This is a genomic window from Sphingomonas sp. CARO-RG-8B-R24-01, assembly GCF_022662295.1.
GTDB lineage: Bacteria > Pseudomonadota > Alphaproteobacteria > Sphingomonadales > Sphingomonadaceae > Sphingomonas.
Map to the genome: position 1 here is coordinate 60,460 of NZ_JAKNQI010000013.1, position 24,128 is coordinate 84,587.

Here is a 24,128-nt window from a genome sequence, read left to right on the forward strand (position 1 = left end):
GGATCATGTCGCGTTGCCAAGACATGACCTCCAAACCGATCAGCTTCTTCATCCACCACCAGGGCCGCGGCCATGCCAATCGGGCCATGGCGATCATCCGCCAGCTCCCGGCGGAGCGTCCGGTCAGTGTCCTGTGCGCGCGGCCCGAGCTGTTCGACGGGTTCGAACGGCCGATCGATATCGTCGCTTTGCCCAACATGATCGGCGCGCCGGTCCCCGCGCCGGGCCTGTTCGCGCAGCCGACCCCGGAGATCATGCACTGCGTTCCCTTGGGGGTCGCCAAGACGCGCGGCACCATGCGCACGATCCTGGATCATCTCGATGACGTCGATCCCGCACTGTTCGTGGTCGACGTCTCGGCCGAGATCGCGATGCTCGCGCGCATCGCCAGCGTCCCGGCGATCAGCCTGAGGATGCACGGCGACCGGCTCGATCCGGGCCATCTCGGCGCCTATCAGGCCAGCGTCGGCTTGCTGGCGCCGTTCGACCGCACGCTCGAACAGGACGACACGCCCGCCTGGGTGCAAGCGGCAACCTGCTATACCGGCGGCCTTTGCACCACGGTCGATGCCATTCCGAGCCGCGACGCCGCACGGGCGAAACTGGGGCTCGACCCTGTCCAGGAGATCGTCGTGGTGCTGACCGGCGGCGGTGGGGCCGGCACGCCCTATGCCCCGCTGACCATGGCCGCGCGCGCGGTCCCCAATGCGCTCTGGCTGGTGCTCGGGCCGACCCACCGCGAGGGGCACGAGACCGACTTCGGGAACCTGCGCGAGCTTGGCTGGGTCCCGAACGTGACCGACTATATCGCGGCGGCGGACGTGGTCATCGCCTCGGCGGGCGACAATACGGTGCACGAGATCGCGCGCGTGGGTCGGCCGTATGTCTGCGCGCCGGAATGGCGGTATTTCGCGGAACAGACGCGCAAGGCCGAGCGCCTGGCCGACGTCGGCGCGGCGGTGATGCTGCGCGAATGGCCGGGTGCGCTGGCGCCGTGGCGCACGATTCTCGATGCCGCCAAGGCGCTCGATCCGGCTGCGCTCGCCGCATTGTACGATGGCGACGCCGCCCGGAAGGCAGCGGCCTATCTGGAGCGGATGGCGATCGATCTGTGGGCGCAGGAGATGCCGACGACGCTGCGCCTCGCAAACGACGCCCCGCCGCTCCTGTCGGCGGCGTAAGCCGCGCGGCCGGGCTCAGCTGAACAGCGCGGCCCGGTCGAGCGTAGCGGCGATTTCCGGATCGGTCGGGCGCCGCAGGACGGTCAGCGTGTCGTCCGCGATCGTGATCAGCCCGCGGTCCGCGAACTGGCCGAGCCAATAGTCCATGCACCACCGCCCCCAGGTCGCGTGGAACAGCCGCGCGTTCCGCAGGATCGCGTCGAAATGTTGGAGCGGCGGGCGATGGATCGGGTGATGCTGATGATAGGCCCGCGCGCCGCCGACCCAGGCCATCGTCACGCCGGCCCGTTCCAGCCGGGCGGCAAAGTCGGTTTCTTCCCCGCCATAGCCGACATAGCGTTCGTCCATCCCACCTGCGCGACGCCAATCGGCCGCCGACAGGGCAAACGACAGGCCCCATAATTCCCCGTGGCTGGGCGTGGGGCGGATCTCGTCGTCGGACAGGGGCGGCTTTGCGGGATGCCGGACACCCGCCGCGTCCAGCGCGGCGACGTCGAGCGGATCGACCTCGCCCGGTGGCAGATACAGGACGTCGCCAAGCCGTACGCCCGCGGCATCCCTGGTCGCCGCATAGCGTTCGACCAGATCGGGCGCGGGGATACAGTCGACGTCGAGCAGGACGAGCTGGTCCCCCGCCGCGGCTTCGGCTGCGCGGTTGCGCGCGGCGGCGAGCGGCATCGGGTCGCCCGGGACCAGCACCGAGCGCACCGGGAACGCGGTGGTCGGCAACGGGGACGGCGCATCCTGCATCCAGGCGATCACCAGTTCATCCGGCGGACGCGTCTGCCGCGCGAGCCCGGCGATCAGATTGGCGAGATGCGCCGATCGCCCGCGGACGATCGTCAGGACGCTGACCGTCACGCGCGCTGCGCGTTCTTGCGGAAATGCGCGACGCCTTCGAGAATACCCTGCGCGTGATGGCCGCGCGCCACGTAGCAGCGGCTGAGGTCCTTGCGGTCGGCCAGTCCATCCGAATGATTGCCGACGATGATGGCATTCGGCGCCGAACGCAGCATCTCGATATCGTTGCCGCTGTCGCCGGCGACGATCACCTGCCTGGGGGCAAGCCCCAGGGCCTGGCGAACATGTTCGACCGCCGTCCCCTTGGACGCCGCGAACGGCAGCACGTCGAGATACCGCCCATGGCTCTGGATGATGGTGCACGCCAGGCCGCGGGAATCGAGCAGCCCGCGCAGCCGCCGTCCCGCATCGGGATCACCCTGGATCATGTAGCTGAGCTTGGCGCGCCGCTGTTCCAGCGGGCTTTGCGGCGTAAGCCCGCCCTCGTCCGCGATCACCTGCGCGATCGCCTCGCGATCCCAGCCCGCCGCGACCTTCGCATCCCACACGGTGTCGCGCGCATAGACCCCGCCCGGCTGGCGGTGGTAGATTTCCGACCCGACCGACGAGATCACGATCGCGGGCAAGGGCGCGTGATGCTGCGCCAGGACCGCCATCGCGCTGTGGAAGCTGCGCCCGGTGGCGACCGCGAAGACCAGCGCGCGTTCGTCGCCATGCCATTCGCGGAACGCCGACAACGCTTCGCTGGAGCCGAGCAACGTGCCGTCGATATCCGACACCAGCAGCTGCGCCGCGACCGGATCCGGCGCGGCTTGCGTCACGCCCGCCGCCACGACGTCGGACAGCAGGTCGGCGTAGATCGCGACGTGCGCGGCCCAGTCGTAGGTCCGCACCGCCGTGCGCCCGCCGGCGGCGTACCGATCCCAGCGGGCGGGCTCCTCCAGGATCGACAGCAGCGCCGCCGCGATCGCTTCGGGTGCCCGCGGATCGACGAGCAGGCCGTTGCCGCAGGTTTCGACGATATCGTTGGGGCCGCCGCTGTCGGTCGCCACCACCGGCAACCCGGACGCCGCTGCCTCCAGCAGCGTGAGCCCGAACGGTTCGTTGAGCGCGGGATTGACGAACACCCCGCGCCGCTCGCGCGCATAGGCATAGACGGCCGGTATCTCGCTGGGCTTGTGCGTCTTGGGATAGGCCACCTTGCCGTACAGGTCGTAGCGATCGATCAGGATCAGCAGTTCGGCGAGATTGTCGCGCACTTCTGGCTCGAGCGTGCGCAGATCCTCGCGCGTGCCCGCCACGATCACCAGATTCGCGGCCGCCTGCAGCGCCGGGGACCGGCCATAGGCCTCGACCAGCCCGGCCAAATTCTTCTTGGTCACGGGCCGCGCGATCGCGAGGAGCGCGGGTTTGGCGGGATCGGTCAGGAAACGGTCGATCGCCGCGTCGATCGCCGGATCGGGCCTGGCGTCGGCGAAATCCTTCACGTCGCTTCCCGGCGCGATGATCCGGATCCGCCCCGGGTCATAAGCCTCGTAGAGCGCATATTGCAGCTCGGCCTCGTCGCGGGACGACGCGATGATCGCGGCGGCGCCGGCGATCGCCCGGTCCTCGATCGCGATGCGCCGGTCCAGCCCGTCGAGTTCGCGGCATGGCCCGTCGAAGGCTGCGCGCTTGACCTGCCCGAGCGAATGCGCGGTGAAGACATACGGGATTCCGAGCCGCGCCTGCACCGCGGCGGCAAGTGCGCCCGCATCGGCATAATGCGCGTGGATCACATCAGGCCAGCGATCGAGCCGACCGATATGCGCGACCAGCGCCTCCACCATGCTGTCGTGCTGCGTCCACAATTGCTCCTTGGCGAGATAGCCGGAGTCCGCCGTGCGCAGCCTGACGATCCGCGTATGGTCGTCGATCGCCTCGATGCACTGGTCGTAGCATTGCCCGTGCACCGGATCGACGAAAGCGCGCGTGACGATCTCGATCCGGTCGATCGCGGGATTGTCGCCGCTCGCCCGGACCAGATCGAGCAGATAGCGGATATGGCCACCCGTGTCGGCGGTTACGCCATATTCGACGTCATGCGCCCGCAGACAGCCCTGAAGGGCGATATGAAGTACGAACATCGGTTCCGTTCATCCTGGAGTCAGGAAAATGGAACCCATTTGCGATCGCCACAGTTCCGGTAGCATGTCCGTGAATCTCCCTGATCCAAAGCAAGTCGCCCCTCGCCTGCAGGTCGGTCTGCTTACCTGGGCACTGCCCCCGGAGAAGAGCGGCCTGTCGCGCGCCGCGCTCGAGATCGCGCATGCGGTCGCCGAGGCGGGAGCGGACGTGCGCGTATTCACGCTGGATCGCACCGGCCGGGCGCAGGACGGAGTCCTCGACATCATCGGATGCGCGCCTGCCGGCGCGCTGGCGATGCTGCGACGGCAGGCGGCGATCGGGCACCTCGCCGCGCCGCTCGCGTTTCGGAAGGCGGTGCTGGCGGAACAGCGGCACCGTCCGTTCGACGTGATCGAGGCGACCAACTGGTACGCGCCTGGCGCGGCGATCGCGGCGACCGGGGCGATCCCGCTGGTCACGCGCAACTCCACCCCGGCGGCGATCTCGCTGGCGCAGGACCCGACGCTGCGCAACCGGATCGATCGCGCCGCGGCCACGCTGATCGAGCGGATCGCGGCGCGTCGCAGCGCCGGCCTGATCTCGAACACCGCCGCGCACGGCGCAACCATTGCCGAGCTGTACGGCGTACCACGCCCGGGCCCGCGCCATGCGGTGATCGGCCTCAGCCTGCCCCAGGCGATTACCGAGCGCGGCCAGCGCGCCGCTTATCCCGCGGACGGCCCGATCGAGCTGCTGTTCGTCGGACGCAACGAGCCGCGCAAGGGCTTCGATGCGTTGCTCGACGCAACGACCGAACTCGCCGGGGACGTTGCGGCGGGGCGTCTGGCCCCGTTCCGCCTGACGCTGGTGGGCGCCGAGGACGCCGACGTCGCCGGGCTTCCGGCCGATGCGCGTTCGCTGCTCCGGCTGTATCACCGGGTCGACGAGCCGACGCTGCACGGGTTGTTCGAACAGGCGCATGTCGTCGTCGCTCCGTCGCGCTACGAGAGCTTCGGCCTGGTGTATCAGGAAGCAATGATGTTCGGCCGCCCGATCGTGGCCTGTGCCGAGGATGCGAGCGCGCGCCTGTTCGTGGGGGACAGCGGCGCCGGGGTACTTGCCGGGACCTGTAGCGGCGCGTCCGTCGCCCAGGCGCTGCGCTTGCTGATGACCGATGCGCCCCTGCGCGCCACCCACGCCGCCGCCAGCCGTGCGGCATCGGGCCAGTTCACCCGCCGCACGCTGGGCGAGCAGACGATCGCGGCCTACCGGTCGGCGATCGCGTCGAACGGACGGAGCAAGCGGGCTTCGTCCTCGGGTCGCGCACCGTCGGCCGCCATCGCGCCGTAGCGCAAGGTCCGCTCGCGCACCCGGGCGGCGTGCAGCCGATGGTCGATCGCCCCCGACAGGGCCAGCGAGCTTTGCGCAAACGGCACGGCGGGGCGCTCATGCACGCGTCCGACGAACCGCACCTCGGCGCGGTTGAGGCGATATTGGATGTCCGGGAACAGCGCCGAAGGTACTCCATCGACCAGATTGGACCGCGCCAGCCCCAGCGACAGCAACCCGTCCCGATCGGCCGCCGCCACCAGCCACCCGAGGCTGTTCTGCAACCGGCAATCCGGCCGCTCGTCACTGTCGAGCTGGAGCACCCATCCCGTTCCGGCCAGCGCCTGCAGCCGGTTGCGTTGCGCGGCGAAGTCCCCGTCCAGCGGATGTGCGTGGACGTCCGCCTGCGGGAACGACCCGGCCCATGGCGTCGCATCGGTCGCGTCGATCAGGACGGTCCGGCGCGCGAACCCGGGCAATCCGGCGACCAGCGCAGCGGCCTCCGCGCATTCGGACGGGCGGGTCATGATCGCCAGCGTGATCGCGTGATCCACCGGTCGCGCCGGCACGGCGACGCCCTCGTCGATCACATGGGCGAACCGCCACGCAGCGTTGCGCCAGCCCTCCGCCGTCAGCGCCCAGCGATCGGCCGGGCCGCCCTCGGCCGCACCGGACGCGAGACGGCGCAGGATGCCGGCGCGCACCGCCGCCAGCGCGATGTCGGCATCGACCTGCAACCCGCAATGCGTACATTCCTCGCCGCCGATCCGCGCGTGCCAGTCCGGATTGCCGCAGACCGGGCATCGCAAGCGCGCCGCGTGGCGGCGGGTCATCCGCGCGCCCTGGCGAGTTGCGCGGCGTACAGGTCGACATAGTCGCGCGCCATGCGATCGGCCGTGAATCGGGCCTCGAACCGTCGCCGGATTTCCGCGCGATCGAGCCTGACGGCCTTGCCGACCGCGGCGATCGCCTCCGCCTCGCTCGATACGACGAAGCCCGTGATGCCGTGCTCCACGATCTCGGGCACGCTGCCTTTGTCCCAGGCGATCACCGGGGTGCCACACGCCATCGCCTCGATCATCACCAGCCCGAACGGCTCGGGCCAATCGATCGGGAACAGCAGCGCCGCGGCGTTGCCGAGCAGATCCTGCTTCCCCGCGTCGTCCAGTTCGCCGACATGGACGATGTCCCGCCCCAGCGCAGGCGCGACATGGTTTGCGAAATAGGTCGGGTTGCCGACGTCGATCGCGCCCGCCAGACGGAGCGAACGCCCCGCGCCGTTCGCGACTGCGATCGCCCGGTCCGGCCGCTTCTGGTCGGTCATCCGCCCGATGAAGGCGAGATAGCCGCCCGCCCCGTCCCCCAGGGCATAGCGATCGCGATCGATCCCGTGGTGGACGATCCCGGCAAGGTTGGCCGTCGGCAACGCGCGCGCCTGCGACGCCGAGATCGCGGCCACCGGCAGGTCGCAGAAATGGCCGAAGAACAATTGCCGGTCATGCTCGTCGAGCCGCCAATGGACCGTCGTGATGCTGCGCGCCCGCGCCTTGCCCAGCACCGCGGCATGCGCGAACTCGCCGTGGCAATGGACGATGTCGAACGTGTCGAGTTGCGCGCGGAGCAGATCGAGCTGCATCGCCTCGAGCGCGGCGGGCACGCCCGGCGCCACCCGCCCGAAATCACGCTCGAGCGCGGCAAGGCTCGGCCCGGCCGAGCGCAATCGCGCCGATGTCCGACTGTCCTCGGGCGCGAACAGCGTGACCGCATGCCCATGCGCCACCAGCGCCTCGGTCAGGTCGTACACCACCCGCTCCGTGCCGCCCGCGCCGATCGGCGGGACCGGGAAGATGACGGGCGCAACCTGCGCGATCCGTAAAGGGGCAAACGTCGGTGAAGTGGCCATGATTTCCCTGATCGGGGCCCGTCCCCGGCGATATGGACGAACGGTGCGGGCGATCGGTTCCCGGACGTCGATCGCCCACACCGCACACGGTCCACGCCGGCGATGCATCCTACCGCGCGACCAGTCGTTCGGTGTCGCAGCGCACAGGGCGCGCACCATCTTTTGAAAGGTATCCCATGTCCGTATCCGTAATCTACAAGACCAGCGCCACCGCCACCGGCGGACGCGATGGATCGACCCGCTCCGATGACGGCTCGGTCGACGTGAAGCTGGTCGTGCCCAAGGAAATGGGTGGCCCGGGCGGCGACGGCGCCAATCCCGAAAAGCTGTTCGCGGCGGGCTATTCGGCGTGCTTCATCGGCGCGATGAAGGCGGTATCGGGCAAGGTCGGCGTGAAGGTTCCGGCCGACACGACCGTCACCGCGGAAGTCGGCTTCGGTCCGCGGTCCGAGGGTGGCTTCGGAATCACCGTCGACCTGACGATCACCCTGCCCGGCGTCGACAAGGCGGACGCGGAAAAGCTTGCGCACGCCGCGCATGATGTCTGCCCCTATTCCAACGCGACCCGCAACAACGTCGATGTCGGGTTGCACATCGCCTGACGCTTCTGCCGCGCCGCCCGGTCTCCGGCCGGCGGCGCGGCCCCCGACCGGACGGCGGCAAAGGCCGCGTTAACCCTTCTGAACCGAAACTGAATCGGACGGTTCAGGCGCTCGCGGTCATCCCGCTGATAAGCCTCCTTTATTCGGAAACGCTGCCCCGCGAATTCCCTCGTGCGGCGATGCGACCAGATCGGTCCTTCTTCGTTGAGGCGGCTGACCGTCGGAGCCCGCGTAATGACCGAGACTTTCAAAGCTTCCCCGCCGACCCCGAACTGTCCGCACCTGCCGCTGCGCGCGCGCGCCGGAAGCCGCTGCTCGTGATCCTTGCGACGGGCGCGACCTGGGGCATCTGTGCGGCCTCCACCGCGGGCGTCGTCCTGCGTCCCTTCCGGTGGCCGGAGGCGATCTGGGCGGTGCTCGGCGCGCTCGTCCTGCTTGTCTTCGGGCTGCTCCCGATCGACGCCGCGGTCGGCGCGGTCGGCAAGGGGCTGGACGTTTATTTGTTCCTGGTCGGCATGATGCTGTTGAGCGAAACCTGCCGCCAACAGGGCCTGTTCGATTGGGTCGCGGCGACGGCCGTCAACCAGGCGCAAGGGTCCCGCCCCCGCCTGTTCCTGCTGGTGTACGCGACCGGCGTGGTCACCACGACCTTCCTGTCGAATGACGCGACCGCGGTCGTCCTGACGCCCGCGGTCTATGCCGCGGCACGCAAGGCGAAGGCCGAGCCGCTCCCGCTGCTGTTTGCCTGCGCGCTGATCGCCAACGCCGCGAGCTTCGTCCTGCCGATCTCGAATCCCGCCAATCTCGTTCTGTATGGCGGAAAGATGCCGCCGCTGGGCCAGTGGTTCGGCGCGTTTGCGCTGCCGTCGGTAGCGGCGATCGTGGTGACGTTCCTGGTACTCCGCTGGGTCGAGCGCAGCCGGATCGCGGGGGACTGCGCCGCGTCGGTCGAGCGCGAGCCCTTGTCCACCGGGGGCAAGACCGCGCTGGCCGGAATCATTGCGACCGCGTCGATCCTGCTGCTGGCATCGGCCTTCGACGTTCAACTGGGCCTGCCGACCTGCATCGCCGGCATCGCGACGATGGCGGTCGTCTCGGCGCTGACGCGCTCCTCGCCGATCGCGGTGGCAAAGGACGTGTCGTGGAGCGTCCTGCCGCTCGTCGCCGGCCTGTTCGTGCTGGTCGAGGCGCTCGACCATACCGGCGTCATCCGCCACGTCGCGCAGGCGTTGCACGCGCTCGCGTCAGACCCCGCGAGCGGCAGCGCGATCGCCGGCACCGTGCTCGCGGTCGGTTCCAATCTCATCAACAACCTGCCCGCCGGCCTGATCGCGAGCAGCGCGCTCGCGCAGGCGCATCCCCCGCGGATGATGGTCGACGCGCTGCTGATCGGCGTGGACCTTGGTCCCAACCTGTCGATCACCGGCTCGCTCGCGACGATCCTCTGGCTCCAGGCGATCCGTCGCGAGGGCGAGGACGTCGGCTTCTGGCAATTCCTCCGGGTCGGCGCGGTGACGATGCTTCCCGCGCTGGCCGCCGCGCTCGCGGCGCGGCTGATCCTCGGCTGATCCGGCCCGTCCTGCCCTTCGCTTCCTTCAGACCCTAGCTCCTGCGAGATCCCTTATGGCCACGGCTTCTGCGACCATTGCGACCGGCGGATCGACCCCGCGCGGTTCCTCCGCGGGCAGTACACTCGACGCGCTCAACTTCTTCCTGGCGGACGTGCGCGACGGTCTCGGGCCGTATCTGGCGATCTATCTCGTCGCGGTTCGCGGTCCGGCGCATGGCTGGAACGAGGCGACCGTCGGGCTGGTGCTGACGATCGCGGGGATCGTCGGCCTGCTCGCGCAGACCCCCGCCGGAAGCCTGATCGATCGCAGCAGGAACAAGCCCCGCATCGTGATGATCGCGGCCTTGCTGGTCACCATCAGCAGCCTGTCCTTGCCGATCGCGTCGGGCTTTGCCGCGGTGACGGTGACCCAGTCGATCGCCGCAGTCGCCGGCGCGGTCTTCGCCCCCGCCATTTCGGCGATCACGCTTGGCCTGGTCGGGCCGAAGCTGTTCGCCAAGCGCATCGCGCGCAACGAGGCGTTCAACCATGCCGGCAACGCGGTGTCCGCCGCGCTTGCGGGCGTGCTCGCCTGGAAGTTCGGGCCGGTGGTCGTGTTCTGGTTGATGGCCGGGCTGACCGTGGCGAGCATCGCCACCACCTTCCGCATCCGCAACGCGGATATCGACAACGCCGTCGCGCGCGGGCTCGAATGCGAACCGGAGGACGATTGCGCGGAACCCAGCGGATGGAAGGCATTGGTCGAGAACCGCCCGCTGATGCTGTTCGCCGGCATCGCGTTCCTGTTTCACCTGTCCAACGCAGCCATGCTCACGTCGGTGAGCCAGTTGCTGGCGAAGACCGTCGGCAAGGATCAGGCGACCTCGCTCACCGCGGCCTGCATCGTCGCCGCGCAGCTCGTGATGGTCCCGGTCGCGATCGTCGTCGGGCGCAACACCGAACGCTGGGGCACGAAGCCGATCTTCCTCCTGGCCTTCGGCTTCCTCGCGGCGCGCGGTGCGCTCTACACGGTGTCGAACGATCCCTATTGGCTGGTCGGGGTACAGGCGCTCGACGGCGTCGGCGCGGGGATCTTCGGGGCGCTGTTCCCGGTCATCATCGCCGACCTGACCGAGGGAACCGGACGGTTCAACGTCAGCCAGGGCGCGGTCGCGACGACGCAGGGGCTTGGTGCCGCGCTGTCGGCATCGCTCGCGGGCAGCATCATCGTCTGGGCAGGGTATAGCGTCAGCTTCCTGACGCTCGCGGCGATCGCGGGGGCGGGGTTCACGCTGTACCTGCTGGCCATGCCCGAGACGAAGACGGCGAAGGGGTGATGCGGGCGGCGCGGTGCCCGCAGCATCGCGGCCCCGGCCTCGGCCGGTGTGACGACAGGGTCTGAGGGACCGACCTCACTCCACCCGCAACCCTTCCGTCAGCACCGCCAGCAGCGCGTCGACCTTCGGGCTCAACTGCCGGCTGCGCGGCCAGACGAGGTGGAGCGGGAGACCTTCGGTCGCCTGTCCCGGCAGGATCTCGACCAGGTCGCCGCGCTGCAGGTCCGCGGCGATCAGCCAGGTCGCCAGCTGCGCGATCCCGAACCCGGCCCGGACCGCCTCGACCTGCGCCTCGGCACTGCCGAGCACGATCCGCCCGTCCATCGTGCGCTGCTCGACCTCGCCCGCCGCATCGCCGAAGCGCCATGCGATCGTGCTGCCGTCCGCGCGACCGTACAGGATACAGTCGCGCGTCGCGAGCTCGTCCACGGTCCGCGGCAGGCCATGCTGGTCGAGATACGCGGGCGCGGCGCAGAAGATCACCCGTTCGGTGCCGAGATAGCGATGCCCGAGCGCTTCCGGCCAGGCGGTCGGCGTCCCGATCCGTACCGCGACGTCGACGCCTTCCTCGATCACGTCGACCACCCGGTCGGTAAAGGTGATGTTCGGACGGACATTGGGATGGCGTTCGGCGAAATCGAGCAGCAACGGCAACACCCGCATCCGCCCGAAAGCGACCGGCACGTCGACCTTGAGGCGTCCGACGATGTCGGACCGGTGGGACGCAAGGACCGCCTCGGCCTCCGCAAGATCCGCGAGCACACGGACGCACGTTTCGTAGAAAGCGGCGCCGGCGTCGGTCAGCGTAAGCCGTCGCGTGGTCCGATCGAACAGCCGGCTGCCCAAACGGGTCTCGAGCCGGGCGATGCTCTTGCTGATCGCCGAACTCGTCAGGTGCAACCGCCCCGCGGCGGCGGCGAAGCTGCCCGCGTCGGCGGCGGTGACGAAGGCCTCGATCCCCTTCAGGCGTTCCGATGGAATCATTGCGGCCCTCGATTGCGGAAATACGGTCACTAGTAACACGAATTCTTAGCGCGAGGCGATCCGATTTGTCTTCCTACATAGAGGACGATCCGCCGGAGACCCTTTGATGCCGACCACCACCCTATCGTCCCCATCCCGCGACGCACGCGCAGAACCGCGCGGCAACGGCCTTGCCGTGCTGCTGCTGGCGATTTCCGCGTTCGTGATCGTGACCACCGAATTCATCATCGTCGGGCTGTTGCCGAGCCTGTCGCGGGATCTCGGCATCTCGATCGCCGCGGCGGGGCAGCTGGTGACGCTGTTCGCCTTCACCGTGATGCTGGCGGGACCGTTCCTGACCGCGATGCTGTCGCATTTCGAGCGCAAGCGGCTGTTCGTGGTAATCCTGCTGATCTTCGCGGGCGCCAATGCGCTGGCGGCGGCAGCGCCCAACATCTGGATCCTCGGCTTTGCGCGGTTCTTGCCGGCGCTCGCGCTCCCCGTCTTCTGGGGCACCGCGAGCGAGACCGCCGGCGAACTGGCGGGACCGGAACGCGCGGGCAAGGCGGTCGCCAATGTCTATCTCGGCATTTCGGGCGCGATGGTGCTCGGCATTCCGCTGGGGACGCTGGCATCCGAGGCGTTCGGCTGGCGCGGGACCTTCTGGGGCCTGTCGGGGCTGTCGCTGGTGATGGGCGCGATGCTGTTCCTCGTCATGCCGACACTGGCCAAGCCGCCGCGCGTCAAGCTCGCCGAACAGGCGAAGATCCTGAAGGACCCGTATTTCCTCGGCAACGTCATCCTGTCGGTGGTGGTCTTCACCGCGATGTTCACGGCCTATACCTACCTTGCCGACACGCTGCAGCAGATCGCGCATATCCCGGCGGGTCAGGTCGGCTGGTGGCTGATGGGCTTCGGCATCGTCGGGCTGGGCGGCAACTGGCTCGGTGGCCAGTTCGTGGGACGCGGGCCGTTGCTCGTCACCGCCATCGCCGCGCTCGTGCTCGCGATCGGCGTGGCGGCGACCACCCTGCTCGCCGGGTCGCCGGTCTGGCTGGGCGTCGCGCTGGCGGTATGGGGTGTCGCGAACACCGCGCTCTACCCGATCTGTCAGGTTCGCGTGATGCAGTCGGCGAGCCATGCGCAGGCGCTTGCCGGTACGCTCAACGTGTCGATGGCGAATGCCGGGATCGGCCTTGGCGCGATCATCGGCGGAACGATCATCCTGCACTGGGGTTTGCCGAGCGTCGGCTATGTCGCCGCCGGAATCGCGCTGCTCGCCGTCCTGCTCACGCCGCTCGTTGTGCGGCTGAAGGCACGCGCGGCGGGCTGACGCCCCACCCATCGTCTTGCGCATACCCGCAGCATCCGTTTCTTGCCACCCAGGAGAACCGTCATGGCAAAGCTCCCGATCAACCAGAATTACGCCGAGCGCGACGCCAGCATCGCGATCAACAGCTACACCACCGTGCTGCGCCGCCCGCGCGTGCCGCACGATCTGTTCGCGACCTATTGGCGCGACGTGCACGGGCCGCTCTGCTCGCGCATCCCGGGGCTCGGCTGGTACGTCCAGAACCATTTCGACCGGGAACAGGACGCCCATCTCTGGCCGCCGGTCGAGGGGATCACACCCTTCCCCGATTATGAACTGGATGGCGGGGTCGAGATCGGGTTCGCCTCGGCCGCGGACCAGGCCACGTTCAACGACGCCAGCCACATCCTGTTCGCCGACGAACAGAACATGTTCGAGGCGACCGTCGCTTATGCCCTGCCCGACGGATCGCAGACGCTGGTCGACCGTATTCCGGACGCGCTACCCAATGCCGACGACGGCTTCGACCGGATCCACGTCCATCTCGGCGCGGCGGGGGACGATCTCGACGCCTTCGGCACCTTCCTCCGCGCGTTCGCGGCGCAATTGGCGGCGGAGCCCGCGGTCCTGAAGGTGCGGCTGCATCTGCCCGATCGCTATGACAATGCGAACCCGGCGCCGCCCGCCCCGAACGTCGATCATCTCGTTCCCCCGGAGCGCGCCGCGATCGCCATCCTCGAACTCGCCTTCGAGACTCCGCTGACCCGCCGCGCCTTCCTGGAAAGCGACGCGTTCCGCGCGACCGAGGCGGAGCAGCGCAGGCATATCCGCCACGCCACCGCCTTTGCGGTCAGCGGGGTGTACACCTATGTCCGCGACAAGACGCTCACGCTGGCCGGCCTGCGCGGCAGCCGTCCGGCGCAGTTGATCGAGCGGCTTGGCGCGAACAACCAGACGGCGGACGACGTCCGTCAGCTGATCCTGTCGGGAAAACCCTAACCGACCGCGCGCGGAAATGCGGCCGAAATGATCGGCCGATAGCGGGCGGGGGATATGAAACGCCCCCGCCCGCGCCAACGGACCCGCACCCACCCGTCCCTGCGCCACGGCGTCCTCCTCATGGGCGCGACCTTCGGCGCGATCGCTGCCGCGCACGCCGGCGGTCCGGCCGCTGGCGTGACGCCCAAGACCACCGGCGACGACATCGTCGTTACGGGCCGTGCGCTCCCCGGTTCGGTCGTTGGCGACATTCCGCCCGAAAACCGGCTGAACCCGGCGGACATCGCCGCTTATGGCGTGTCCACCATCAGCGATCTGCTCGATGCGATCGCCGACCAGACGCAAAGCGATGAAGGACGGGACAGCAGCAGTGCGCCGGTCGTGCTGGTCAACGGCAAGCGCGTTTCCGGCGTCAATGAGGTCGGCGACCTGCCGACCGAGGCGGTGCTGCGCATCGACATCCTGCCCGAGGAGGTCGCGCTCAAATATGGCTATGACGCGCAACGCAAGGTCGTCAACGTCATCCTGCGGCGGCGGTTCATCGCCCGCGTCACCAACGCCACCGGCGGCCGCGCGACCGACGGCGGGGGCGAGAACGGCGCTGGCGTCCTCAGCTATGTGCGCATCCACGACAGCGACCGCTTCAGCCTCTCCGCCAAGGCGGCAGCAAGCGCGGCGCTGCTGCAAAGCGACCGCGGTTTGGTCTCGACCAGCGCGGCGACCGATCCGACCGGCGCGGTGGCGGACGACACCCCCTTTCGCACGCTGCAGCCCGATACGCGCAGCTACACGCTCAACGGCACCTTCGCGCACCGCCTGTCGGACGCGCTGACCGCGTCGCTCAACGCCAATGGCGCCTATCAGACGAGCGCCGCGCGCAACGGCCTGCCGACCGCGACCCTCTCGGTGCCGGCGGACAGTCCCTTCGCGCGCAGCGACGACACCGCCGCGATCACCCGGTTCCTGTCCAGCGCGCCGCTGCGCCAGCACAGCGCGACGGCGACCGCCCATGGTGGCATCACCCTCGACGCGGACCTGTCCAAGGACTGGCAGCTGTCGATGATCGGCACGCTCGACCATAGCGACACGCGCACCGCGACCGATGCGGGGTATGACGGCAGCACCGTGCAGGCCGCGATCGACGCGGGCGATCCGACCGTCAATCCCTACGGCCCGCTGTTCGCCGCCGCGCTGGGGATCGCACGGCGCCAGCACGCGAGCGCCGTTGCCGACACCGGGAGCGCAAGCGTGGTCGCGATGGGCAAGCTGTTCTCCCTGCCCGCCGGCCCGGCGCGTGCCAGCCTGCGCATCGGTGGCGGGTTCAGCGCGCTTTCATCCGGGAGCAGCGGCGCGGGGGCAGCCAGCGCCGCTACGCTCCGCCGGTCCGACTACAATGCGCAGGCCAGCCTCGACGTGCCACTGACCAGCAGCAAGACCGGCTTCCTCGATGCGATCGGGACGCTCTCCGCCAACGTCAATCTCGGCACGACGCAGCTGTCGGACTATGGCGCGCTGGGCACGCTCGGCTACGGGCTCAACTGGACCCCGCGCAAGGGGATCGGCGTCATCGTCGCGGTCAACGAGGATCGCGTCGCGCCGACGCTACAGCAACTCAATGCACCGACGATCCGTACCGCCAACGTGCTCGTCTATGATTACGTGCGCGGACGGACCGTCGCGGTGACGCAGATCAGCGGGGGATCCGCGACGCTGACCGCGGACGGCCGGCATGTCTTCAAGCTGGGCCTGTCCGCGGCGGCGATCGCCGCGGCGAAAACCAAGCTGACGCTCAGCGCCACGTACATCGCCAGCCGGACCGACAATGCGATCGGATCGCTGCCGACCCTCACCGCAGCGGTCGAGGCGGCGTTTCCCGATCGCTACGTGCGCGATTCCGCGGGCACGCTCGTGTCGGTCGATGCCCGCGCGGTCAATTATGCGCGTGAGGCGCGCCGCGAACTGCGATCCGGGCTGACCTTCTCGCAGGTGCTGCGGTCCCCGACGCGGCCGCGACCCCCGGCCAACTGGGCTCCGCCTCCCTTCCTGCTGCGCCATCGCGTGCCGCGCGACGTTCCGCGGGACGGCGACGCGCGATCGGTCGAGACCCGCGCGGACCGTGCCACACCGGGCGCGGATGGCGACGATATCGTGGTCGAGGGCCACCGCATGCGCGCGGACGCACTGCCCCCACCCGATCTGCCGCCCGGCTTCGCCGAGGGCGACGGGCCGCCGCCGGGTCCGCCCCCCGACGGAATGGAGCCGCCGCCGGGGGGGTTCGGCGGCCCCGGCGGTCCGCGGGGTCCTGGCGGGTTTGGCGGTCCCGGTGGTCCTCCCAGTGGTCCTCCCGGTGGCAACGGCGGCGACACGGCGATGCGGCTGCAAGTCTCGCTGTTCCACAGCTGGTATTTCCGCGATCGGATCGTCCTGCGGGATGGCGGCGCGTCGATCGACCTGCTCGATGGTGGATCGACCGGGACCGGCGGCCAGCCGCGGCACGCCGTCCAGGGCGAGGCCGGGATCGTCGACAACGGCATCGGCCTGCGGCTGAGCGGAAACTGGAAAAGCGCGACGACCGTGACGGCGGCGACGACCGCCGCGGGCATGCTGCGCTTCGCCGCGCTCGCGACGCTCGACGTCCGGCTGTTCGCCAATCTCGAGCAACGCTTCGCGGGCCGGTGGGCACGCGCGACACGGGTGACGCTCGCGATCGGCAATGTCGCGGACGCGCGCCAGCATGTCCGCGATGCGACCGGCGCGACCCCGTTGCTGTACCAGGCCGCCGCGATCGATCCGCTCGGGCGGACGATCAGCCTGTCGCTGCGGCGGTTGTTCTAGCCGCTTGGCCGGGCATGAAACGCCCGCACCATTCCGCAGCGTCCGTCGACCGGGGCCAACGCCGCCAGCACTAGGCGCTACGCCTTCGGGTCGCCACGCCGTTGTCGGATCGGTGCACGTCGCCCTTTGATGCGGGAGCGGGGCCGGTCGCCAGGGGCAACCGGCCCCGCTTCACCGCGAGGTCAGGCGACCCGCGCCTCGACCCGCGGCAGGAACAGATACCCGCGATTGCGGACCGTACGGATGATCTCGTCCCCACCGTTGGCCGACAGCTTGCGGCGCAGCCGGCTGACATGGACGTCGATCGTGCGATCATTGCAGGTCGGGCTGTCGCGCCCGGTCAGGTCCGCCAGATTTTCGCGCGAATGCACGATCTGCGGATCGCGCAGAAAGATGGCGAGCATGCGATATTCGGTTTCGGTCACCGCGACGATCGCGCCGCTGGGCGCGGTCAGCTTGCGGCGCCGCGCGTCGAACGTCCATCCGGCAAAGCCGAAACAATCCGTCGGCGGCGTCGTCGCCTGACCGATGCCGGTCGCCGTTCCCCGCGCCGCCGTCGCCGCACGGCGACGCAGCACCGAGCGGATCCGCGCCATGATCTCGCGCGGGCTGGACGGTTTGAGGATATAGTCGTCGGCCCCCATCTCGAGCGCGACGATCCGGTCGATCTCGTTCGATATGGCGGAGAACATGATGATTCCGGGACCATCCTCGACATGCATCAGCGAGCGCAGGACCGACAGGCCGTCCTCGCCCGGCATCATGATGTCGAGCACGATCAGGTCGCAGTCGCGCCGTTCGAGCCGTTCGCGCAGCGCCGCGCCATTGGCGACGCCTTCGGCGCCGAAGCCGTTCTCGACGAGAAACTCGGTCAGCAACTCGCGCACGCCGGGATCGTCGTCGACGATCACGATCCTTGCGCCGGAGGCAATCGGCAGGGCAGCCTGGGCAAGGCCGGACGACATGGTGTCACCGCTGGTATGGAATGTCATGATCATGCGACTCCTGAGGGAAAGTTGCTGCGGCGACGAACTGCACCCCGCCCATGGCGTGCTTTCTTTTCCGGCTTGTTTCCCGGGGTATCGAAATCGGCACAAAGACTGCGGTGTGCTGCGGGGCGGGTCGCTCCACGTTCGGACGGACACATCCCGGACACATCGCAACCGCATCGCAACGCGATGACAATGGCCCCCCAGCCCAACCCCGTGCCGCCGCCGCGCGATACCCCGACCGTGCTGGTCGTCGATGACGACCACGCCATCCGCACGCTGCTGACCGAAAGCCTCAGCCGGCACGGCTACCGCGTCGAGACCGCGGCCAGCGCGCAGGAGATGGACATCGCGCTGGCGCGGCATCCGGTATCGCTGGTGCTGCTCGACATCATGATGCCGGGGGAGGACGGGATTTCCGCGTGCCGGCGGATCGCGCTGCGCGGGGGACCGCCGATCATCTTCCTCAGCGCGCTGGGGGACGAGCCCGACCGGATCCTCGGCCTGGAAATGGGCGCGAGCCATTATCTGACCAAGCCGTGCAGCGCGCGCGAGATCCTCGCCACGGTCCGCGCGGCACTGCGCGCGCGCGACGAGATCGCCGCCGAGCCACGCTATTACTGCTTTCTCGACTGGCGCGTCGATTTCGCGGCGCGCGAGCTGGTCGATGGCAGCGGGATGCTGGTCGACCTGACCGACGGCGAATTCTCGGTGCTGCGCGCGTTCGTGAAACGTCCGCGCCGGGTGCTGACCCGCGATTCGCTGCTCGAGGACGCGCGCGGTCCCGACAGCGATGCCTATGACCGTGCGATCGACGTGCAGGTCAGCCGGTTGCGCCGGAAACTGCGCGCGCGCGACGACGAGATCATCCGCACCATCCGAAATGAAGGGTATTTCTTCGTGCCGACGGTAACCCGCGCATGACCGCGCTCGCCAGGCGCGCGTCGATCGTCGCCCTGCCCGGGAGCCTGTCGCGCTCCTGGCCGCTGTTCCTGCGCATCTTCGCGACGATGCTGGTGACGGTGCTGTTCGTCCAGGTGCTCAATTTCGGCGCGTTCGTGCTGATGCCGCCGCCCTCGCCCGTCATCTTCACGTCGAGCCGCATCGCCACCGTCGCGCGCACCGGGCGGGACGCAAGCCACTTGCTGACGATCCATGCGACGGGCGCGCCCCGCGCTTCGGCGGAGAATCCGCGCGACCTGGCGCTGGCGCGGTCGATCGCGTCGGACCTGCACTTGCCGGCCGCGTCCGTCCTCGTCGAATCCGGCCAGCACAAGGGGCCGACGATCATCGGCGTGTTCCGCCCGCCGCTCCCGATGGGGATGGGGGGCCCGCGGCAACATCGCGCGATGGACGATGCGCTGTTCGGCGATTTCACCGTGTCGATCCGCCGGCCCGACGGCACGTGGCTGATGGTCGAGCCGGTCGAACGGCTGCTCAGCCCGTGGCGGATGCGCTTCGTCCTGTGGTTCGTGCTCGCCGCGGTGGCGATCGCGCCGCTGGCCTGGGGCGTATCGCGGCGGATCGCCAAGCCGATCGCGCTGTTCGCGGCGGCGGCGGACCGGCTCGGCCGCGACCCGCGTGCCGAGCCGCTGACGCTGACCGGACCGTCCGAAATCGCCGAGGCGGCGGCCGCGTTCAACCAGATGCAGGAACGGCTCAACCGCTATGTCGAGGATCGCACGACGCTGATCGCCGCGGTCGCGCACGATCTGCGCACGCCGCTGATGCGGCTGTCGCTCCGGCTGGAAAAGGCGCCCGACGACCTGCGGCTGGCGGGGGAAGAGGACATTCGCGAGATGAGCGACCGGATCGGCGCGGCGATGGCGTTCGTCCGCGAGATGACGCGGCATGTCCGGCGGCAGCGGCTCGACCTGCGCTCGCTCGCGGAGAGCGTCGTGTCCGATGCGAGCGATGCGGGCGGCGACGTGATGCTCCATGCCGGTCCGTCGATCGTGATGGAGGGCGACGCGCCGTCGCTCAAGGCGTTGCTGACCAATCTGGTGAGCAACGCGGTCAAATATGCGGGCAATGCCGAGGTCACGCTGCGATCGGAGCGGGGGGTCGCGATCATCGAGGTCGCGGATACCGGGCCGGGGATGCTCCCGTCCGACCTGGTGCGCGCGTTCGAACCGTTCTTCCGCGCCGAACGCTCGCGCAGTCGCGACACCGGCGGCACGGGACTTGGCCTGGCGAGCGTCCGCGCGGTCGCGCGGGCGCACGGCGGGGACGCGACGATCGCGTCGCGTCCGGGCGGCGGGTTGCTCGCGCGCGTGACGCTGCCGGTGTGACGGATCTTGCCGCCGCCGTCACCCCGCGCTTGTTCCGGGGTCCACCGTGCAGCCATTCCATCGGTTTACGGACGCAAACCATGGTGGACCCCGCACAGGGCATGGCCTCTACGAAACCATATCAGTTCTCCCGCGAAGGCGGGAGTCCAGGAGTCGCGAGAACTGTACGCCGTTGTTTTGCTTGGCCCTGAATTCCCGCCTTCGCGGGAAAACAACAAACGAAGGGCTCGTATACCGACTTTCGCAGTGGCCTCGCCCAGGGCCGGGGTGACGGCGCAAGTCGAGAGTGGTTCCAGCACCGGTCCAGGGCGCTCGCCACTTCATGGAACGAGCCGCCACCAGTTCGACACCACGAAGAGCGCCACCCGCACGATCACTGGAAGGTCGCCCCGGCCGCCAGCATCTTGGAGGGGCTGATGCCCTGCTGCTCGAGAAACTGGTTGAGCCCGGTGACGAGCTCGAGCGCGGCGGTCGGCGTGAAGGCGACGCGCCCGACCACGACCCGCTCGAGCGCGGGTTGCGGACGGCTGTGGTCGCAGCGTGCGCTCTCCAGCGTCATCACGATCACGCCGCCCATGTTGGCCAGCCCCGAATAGCCCGTCGCGAAAATCTCCGGCGCGAACGGATTGTCGACATAGGGCGGTTCCTCGACCTTGGGCTCGGGGACGATCGGACTCTTGATGGCAACGTACATGGCAAGCCTTTCAGACAAACGCGCCGGAGGGGGAACGGTGCGTCGGGCTCTGGTGCGCCCGCTGAATGTCTGCCGCGTGTCCCGCGCTTGGCTGGGACGACACAGAGCCGGGTCGCGGCGGCGCGCACGTTGATCGCCATGACCGATTGTGCCCGCCGCGACGCATGCCGTGGCGCGGGTGTCACACGCGAAAATCCGCCGGACACATCGCCTCCCTAGCCCGACGGCTGGTTGGAGATGCAGTGATGTTTTTGGTGTTGGGCGTTGGCCCGATCGTTTTCGCAACCGCCGCCGTGTCGGGGACCACGGCTCCTCCGAAGGTCCTCTCGCGGCAACAGCCACCCGCAGCCCCGACACCGGCCGCCCAGCGCCCGATCCGGTCGATTCGGGTCGAGGGCGCGCAACGCGTCGAGCCCGAGACGGTGCTGTCCTATACCAGGCTGCGCACCGGCCAGCCGTTCACCAACGAAACACTCGATCAGGCGATCAAGGATCTCTACGCGAGCGACCTGTTCGCCGACGTGTCGATTGCGGGCGCCGAGACCGGCGCCATCGTGCTGCGCGTCCGCGAGAACCCGATCATCAACCGCATCCTGTTCGAGGGGAACAAGCGGCTGAAGGAGGACAAGATCAAGAAGGAGGTGAAGCTCGCCCCGCGCCAGATCTTCACCCGCACCGCGGTCCGGCAGGATGTCGCGCGGATCATCGAACTGTATCGCCGGCAGGGGCGGTTCGCCGCCGTCGTCGAGCCGAAGATGGTCAACCTCGACCAGAACCGCGTCGACGTCATCTTCGAGGTGTCGGAAGGCCCGAAGTCCAAGGTCCGCCAGATCAACATCCTCGGCAACACGGTGTTCTCGGAAGGCAAACTGCGCGAGCAGATGGCCACCAAGGAAGCGCGTCTCAAGACGCTGTTGAGCGCGAACACCAGCTACGACCAGGATCGCCTCGCCTATGACCAGCAGAAGCTGCGGCAATTCTACCTGACCGAGGGCTATGCCGACTTCAAGGTCATCTCCGCGGTCGCCGAGCTGACCCCGGACAAGCGCGACTTCATCATCACTTACGTGGTCGAGGAAGGAAAACGCTACAAATTCGGCGACGTGACGGTCGACAGCGACATTCGCGACTTCGACAACACGAAGCTCGCCGCGAGCCTCGGGATCGTCAAGGGTAGCTGGTACAACGCCAAGCAGGTCGAGACCGCGGTGGATTCGCTCAGCCAGGCGGCGGGCGCGTTCGGCTATGCCTTCGTCGACGTCAGCCCCGATTTCCAGCGCGACAAGGACACGCTGACGATGGGGATCAACTTCCACGTCGCCGAGGCCAAGCGCACCTACATCGAGCGGATCGACGTCAACGGCAACACGCAGACGCAAGACAAGATCATCCGCCGCGAGATCCGGCTGGCCGAGGGCGATGCGTTCAGCAGTTTCCAGGTCAAGCGCTCACAGGACCGGATCAACTCGCTGGGGTATTTCCAGGACAAGTTCGAGATCAAGCAGAGCCAGGGTTCCGCCCCCGACCGCGTCGTGCTGACCGCCGACGTGCAGGAGAAATCGACCGGCGAGCTGTCGCTGTCGGCGGGCTATTCGAGCCTCGAGAAGTTCATCATCCAGGCGTCGATCAAGCAGCGCAATTTCCGCGGCAAGGGCCAGGAACTGCGCGCGAGCGTGAGCTATTCGACCTATTCCAAGTCAGTCGAGCTGGGCTTCACCGAACCCTATCTGTTCGACACCAATATCGCGCTCGGCGGAGACATCTTCCGGCGCGACTATCGCTCGTACAATACGATCGGCGATACCAACACGACGACCTACACCCAGCTGTCGACCGGGTTCCAGGTCCGCGCGGCCTTGCCGCTGAGCGAATATTGGACCGCCTCGACGCGCTACGGCCTCAGCTACGACCAGGTCTCGCTCGATGCGGCGACCTATTACACCAACGGCACCTGCGACACGGCGCTTGCGGGATCCTATCTGTGCGACGCGGTCGGCAACCGCTGGACCTCGTCGGTCGGCTATTCGATCATCTTCGATTCGCTCAACAACCGGCTCAACCCGACCAAGGGCTCGCGCCTGTCGATCAGCCAGGATTTCGCGGGGCTGGGCGGCGATACGCATTATCTCCGCTCGACCATCGTCGCGTCCAAATATTGGGGCCTCGGCTCGGGCTTCGTGCTCAACGCGCAGGCCGAGGGGGGGCATATCCAGGGGATCGGCCAGGACGTCCGGCTGACCGACCGCTTCTTCCTCGGCGACCCGCAGATGCGCGGGTTCGACATTCGCGGGGTCGGGCCGCGCGTGACGCGAAGCTATTACGACACGTCGACGATCCCAGCGACGCTCACCGCCGCCAGCAACAACACCTCGGAAGCACTCGGCGGCGACACCTATTATCGCGGGCGGCTGGAGATGGAGCTGCCGCTCGGCGCGGGGATGCGCGAGTTGGGGCTGCGGCCGTCGATCTATGCCGATATCGGCGCGGTGTTCGGCGGGAAGACGCCGACGCTCGCGGACAGTTGCGCCGCCGCGATCGTCGCGGGCGTCGCCTGCACCACGACCAACCGCCAATATACCAACAGCAGTGGCGCGCCGCTGTACCTCGACTCGTCCGGCAACAGCACGACGACCAACACCGGCACGCCGTACACCTATGCGTTGAGCAACTACCGCGAGACCTATTCCGGCAACAGCCCGAAGCCGCGCGTCTCGATCGGCATCGGGGTCAACTGGAACTCGCCGTTCGGCCCGCTCCGGATCGATCTGGCGAAGGCGCTGCTCAAGCAGAAGGGCGACGATACCAAGCTGGTGACGTTCAACGTCGGCGGGCAGTTCTGAGGGGGGCGGACCCTGGACACCTTCACCGTCGTCAGCCCGGACTGGCGCGACTGCCCCCTCGTCCGTCACCCCGGCGAAGGCCGGGGCCGCCATGGTGACGCGCGCGACCGGCGATACAGCACCGCATCGCCCCGCCGCGCCCGGGTAACTACACGGCCCCAGCCTCCGCCGGGGTGACGGACGAGGGGCCGGGCGGCTTTTGCAAAGGCGTCATGACAAACGGAGGGCGTCCACCCGGAACGCCCCAACCCTCAGGACCTCCACGAACCTCCCGAGAAGAACGACCGACCATATGGATGGTAGGTCGACGGATAGGTGCTCGCCTGCTCCTGATCGTGCCGAAGGATCGGCGGCTGGCGGTTGCGGCTTGCAGCGCCTCCGCGCCCGGGAGCCGAGC

The 24,128-nt window shown here is 68.7% G+C and carries 18 protein-coding genes; 11 read left to right on the forward strand and 7 right to left on the reverse strand.

Annotated features, from left to right (window positions below; all coding sequences use genetic code 11):
• The first annotated feature begins 23 nt into the window (after window positions 1-23).
• Complete coding sequence (locus L8G49_RS20175; protein ID WP_242187733.1) at window positions 24-1,181, forward strand: glycosyltransferase; 1,158 nt, start codon at window positions 24-26, stop codon at window positions 1,179-1,181.
• Window positions 1,182-1,196: 15 nt separating this feature from the next.
• On the opposite strand, the gene L8G49_RS20180 is transcribed toward L8G49_RS20175, so the two are convergent.
• The gene (locus L8G49_RS20180; protein ID WP_242187736.1) at window positions 1,197-2,042 is read right to left on the reverse strand and encodes a galactosyltransferase-related protein; all 846 of its coding nucleotides are present in this window, start codon (window positions 2,040-2,042) and stop codon (window positions 1,197-1,199) included.
• Entirely contained in the window at window positions 2,039-4,108 is a 2,070-nt protein-coding gene (locus tag L8G49_RS20185; protein ID WP_242187738.1) for an HAD-IIB family hydrolase, read from the reverse strand. Before L8G49_RS20185 ends, L8G49_RS20180 begins: the two co-directional genes overlap by 4 nt.
• A gap of 64 nt (window positions 4,109-4,172) precedes the next feature.
• Here L8G49_RS20185 and L8G49_RS20190 point away from each other — a divergent pair, with 64 nt between their 5' ends.
• The gene (locus L8G49_RS20190; RefSeq protein ID WP_242187739.1) at window positions 4,173-5,438 is read left to right on the forward strand and encodes a glycosyltransferase family 4 protein; all 1,266 of its coding nucleotides are present in this window, start codon (window positions 4,173-4,175) and stop codon (window positions 5,436-5,438) included.
• On the opposite strand, the gene L8G49_RS20195 is transcribed toward L8G49_RS20190, so the two are convergent.
• Window positions 5,354-6,250 (reverse strand): hypothetical protein, encoded by an 897-nt coding sequence (locus tag L8G49_RS20195; RefSeq protein WP_242187740.1) that lies wholly within the window; start codon window positions 6,248-6,250, stop codon window positions 5,354-5,356. The genes L8G49_RS20190 and L8G49_RS20195 overlap by 85 nt on opposite strands.
• Entirely contained in the window at window positions 6,247-7,320 is a 1,074-nt protein-coding gene (locus L8G49_RS20200) for a glycosyltransferase family 4 protein (protein WP_242187744.1), read from the reverse strand. The genes L8G49_RS20195 and L8G49_RS20200 overlap by 4 nt, the downstream gene beginning before the upstream one ends.
• A 176-nt stretch (window positions 7,321-7,496) precedes the next feature.
• Here L8G49_RS20200 and L8G49_RS20205 point away from each other — a divergent pair, with 176 nt between their 5' ends.
• The 3 genes from L8G49_RS20205 to L8G49_RS20215 all read left to right on the forward strand — a co-directional run bounded on the left by L8G49_RS20205 (window position 7,497) and on the right by L8G49_RS20215 (window position 10,808).
• The gene (locus L8G49_RS20205) at window positions 7,497-7,922 is read left to right on the forward strand and encodes an organic hydroperoxide resistance protein (protein WP_242187745.1); all 426 of its coding nucleotides are present in this window, start codon (window positions 7,497-7,499) and stop codon (window positions 7,920-7,922) included.
• Window positions 7,923-8,239: 317 nt separating this feature from the next.
• Entirely contained in the window at window positions 8,240-9,490 is a 1,251-nt protein-coding gene (locus tag L8G49_RS20210) for an arsenic transporter (protein ID WP_242187746.1), read from the forward strand.
• A 55-nt stretch (window positions 9,491-9,545) separates the two neighbouring features.
• The gene (locus tag L8G49_RS20215; RefSeq protein WP_242187747.1) at window positions 9,546-10,808 is read left to right on the forward strand and encodes an MFS transporter; all 1,263 of its coding nucleotides are present in this window, start codon (window positions 9,546-9,548) and stop codon (window positions 10,806-10,808) included.
• 75 nt (window positions 10,809-10,883) lie between these two features.
• On the opposite strand, the gene L8G49_RS20220 is transcribed toward L8G49_RS20215, so the two are convergent.
• The gene (locus tag L8G49_RS20220; protein ID WP_242187748.1) at window positions 10,884-11,792 is read right to left on the reverse strand and encodes a LysR family transcriptional regulator; all 909 of its coding nucleotides are present in this window, start codon (window positions 11,790-11,792) and stop codon (window positions 10,884-10,886) included.
• Between the two features lie 106 nt (window positions 11,793-11,898).
• Between L8G49_RS20220 and L8G49_RS20225 the strand changes: the two genes are divergently transcribed.
• From L8G49_RS20225 to L8G49_RS20235, 3 genes are all read left to right on the forward strand, one after another.
• Window positions 11,899-13,104 carry an MFS transporter gene (locus tag L8G49_RS20225; protein ID WP_242187749.1) on the forward strand — a complete coding sequence of 402 codons (1,206 nt, stop codon included), beginning with the start codon at window positions 11,899-11,901 and terminating at the stop codon, window positions 13,102-13,104.
• A 63-nt stretch (window positions 13,105-13,167) separates the two neighbouring features.
• Entirely contained in the window at window positions 13,168-14,082 is a 915-nt protein-coding gene (locus L8G49_RS20230; RefSeq protein WP_242187750.1) for an EthD domain-containing protein, read from the forward strand.
• Between the two features lie 54 nt (window positions 14,083-14,136).
• Window positions 14,137-16,917, forward strand: coding sequence for a TonB-dependent receptor (locus L8G49_RS20235; RefSeq protein ID WP_242187751.1), 2,781 nt, complete (start codon window positions 14,137-14,139; stop codon window positions 16,915-16,917).
• Between the two features lie 182 nt (window positions 16,918-17,099).
• On the opposite strand, the gene L8G49_RS20240 is transcribed toward L8G49_RS20235, so the two are convergent.
• Window positions 17,100-17,915, reverse strand: a complete 816-nt coding sequence (locus L8G49_RS20240; protein ID WP_242187752.1) for a response regulator transcription factor — start codon at window positions 17,913-17,915, stop codon at window positions 17,100-17,102.
• Window positions 17,916-18,095: 180 nt separating this feature from the next.
• Here L8G49_RS20240 and L8G49_RS20245 point away from each other — a divergent pair, with 180 nt between their 5' ends.
• Together L8G49_RS20245 and L8G49_RS20250 are read left to right on the forward strand one after the other, a co-directional pair.
• Window positions 18,096-18,830, forward strand: coding sequence for a response regulator (locus tag L8G49_RS20245; protein WP_242187753.1), 735 nt, complete (start codon window positions 18,096-18,098; stop codon window positions 18,828-18,830).
• Entirely contained in the window at window positions 18,827-20,197 is a 1,371-nt protein-coding gene (locus L8G49_RS20250) for a HAMP domain-containing sensor histidine kinase (protein WP_242187754.1), read from the forward strand. The genes L8G49_RS20245 and L8G49_RS20250 overlap by 4 nt, the downstream gene beginning before the upstream one ends.
• 373 nt (window positions 20,198-20,570) lie before the next feature.
• Here the strand turns inward: L8G49_RS20250 and L8G49_RS20255 are convergent, their stop codons facing one another.
• Window positions 20,571-20,891: a hypothetical protein gene (locus tag L8G49_RS20255; protein ID WP_242140366.1), complete on the reverse strand. Its 321-nt coding sequence runs from the start codon at window positions 20,889-20,891 to the stop codon at window positions 20,571-20,573.
• 245 nt (window positions 20,892-21,136) lie between these two features.
• Here L8G49_RS20255 and bamA point away from each other — a divergent pair, with 245 nt between their 5' ends.
• Window positions 21,137-23,731, forward strand: a complete 2,595-nt coding sequence (bamA, locus tag L8G49_RS20260; RefSeq protein WP_242187755.1) for an outer membrane protein assembly factor BamA — start codon at window positions 21,137-21,139, stop codon at window positions 23,729-23,731.
• Window positions 23,732-24,128: the final 397 nt, after the last annotated feature.

Coding starts and splice junctions, on each gene's coding strand:
- L8G49_RS20190 (WP_242187739.1), top strand. CDS start 4,173: ATGTCCGTGAATCTCCCTGATCCAAAGCAAGTCGCCCCTCGCCTGCAG.
- L8G49_RS20250 (WP_242187754.1), top strand. CDS start 18,827: ATGACCGCGCTCGCCAGGCGCGCGTCGATCGTCGCCCTGCCCGGGAGC.
- L8G49_RS20240 (WP_242187752.1), bottom strand. CDS start 17,915: ATGATCATGACATTCCATACCAGCGGTGACACCATGTCGTCCGGCCTT.
- L8G49_RS20255 (WP_242140366.1), bottom strand. CDS start 20,891: ATGTACGTTGCCATCAAGAGTCCGATCGTCCCCGAGCCCAAGGTCGAG.
- L8G49_RS20200 (WP_242187744.1), bottom strand. CDS start 7,320: ATGGCCACTTCACCGACGTTTGCCCCTTTACGGATCGCGCAGGTTGCG.
- L8G49_RS20195 (WP_242187740.1), bottom strand. CDS start 6,250: ATGACCCGCCGCCACGCGGCGCGCTTGCGATGCCCGGTCTGCGGCAAT.
- bamA (WP_242187755.1), top strand. CDS start 21,137: ATGTTTTTGGTGTTGGGCGTTGGCCCGATCGTTTTCGCAACCGCCGCC.
- L8G49_RS20235 (WP_242187751.1), top strand. CDS start 14,137: ATGAAACGCCCCCGCCCGCGCCAACGGACCCGCACCCACCCGTCCCTG.
- L8G49_RS20185 (WP_242187738.1), bottom strand. CDS start 4,108: ATGTTCGTACTTCATATCGCCCTTCAGGGCTGTCTGCGGGCGCATGAC.
- L8G49_RS20215 (WP_242187747.1), top strand. CDS start 9,546: ATGGCCACGGCTTCTGCGACCATTGCGACCGGCGGATCGACCCCGCGC.
- L8G49_RS20230 (WP_242187750.1), top strand. CDS start 13,168: ATGGCAAAGCTCCCGATCAACCAGAATTACGCCGAGCGCGACGCCAGC.
- L8G49_RS20245 (WP_242187753.1), top strand. CDS start 18,096: ATGACAATGGCCCCCCAGCCCAACCCCGTGCCGCCGCCGCGCGATACC.
- L8G49_RS20225 (WP_242187749.1), top strand. CDS start 11,899: ATGCCGACCACCACCCTATCGTCCCCATCCCGCGACGCACGCGCAGAA.
- L8G49_RS20205 (WP_242187745.1), top strand. CDS start 7,497: ATGTCCGTATCCGTAATCTACAAGACCAGCGCCACCGCCACCGGCGGA.
- L8G49_RS20220 (WP_242187748.1), bottom strand. CDS start 11,792: ATGATTCCATCGGAACGCCTGAAGGGGATCGAGGCCTTCGTCACCGCC.
- L8G49_RS20175 (WP_242187733.1), top strand. CDS start 24: ATGACCTCCAAACCGATCAGCTTCTTCATCCACCACCAGGGCCGCGGC.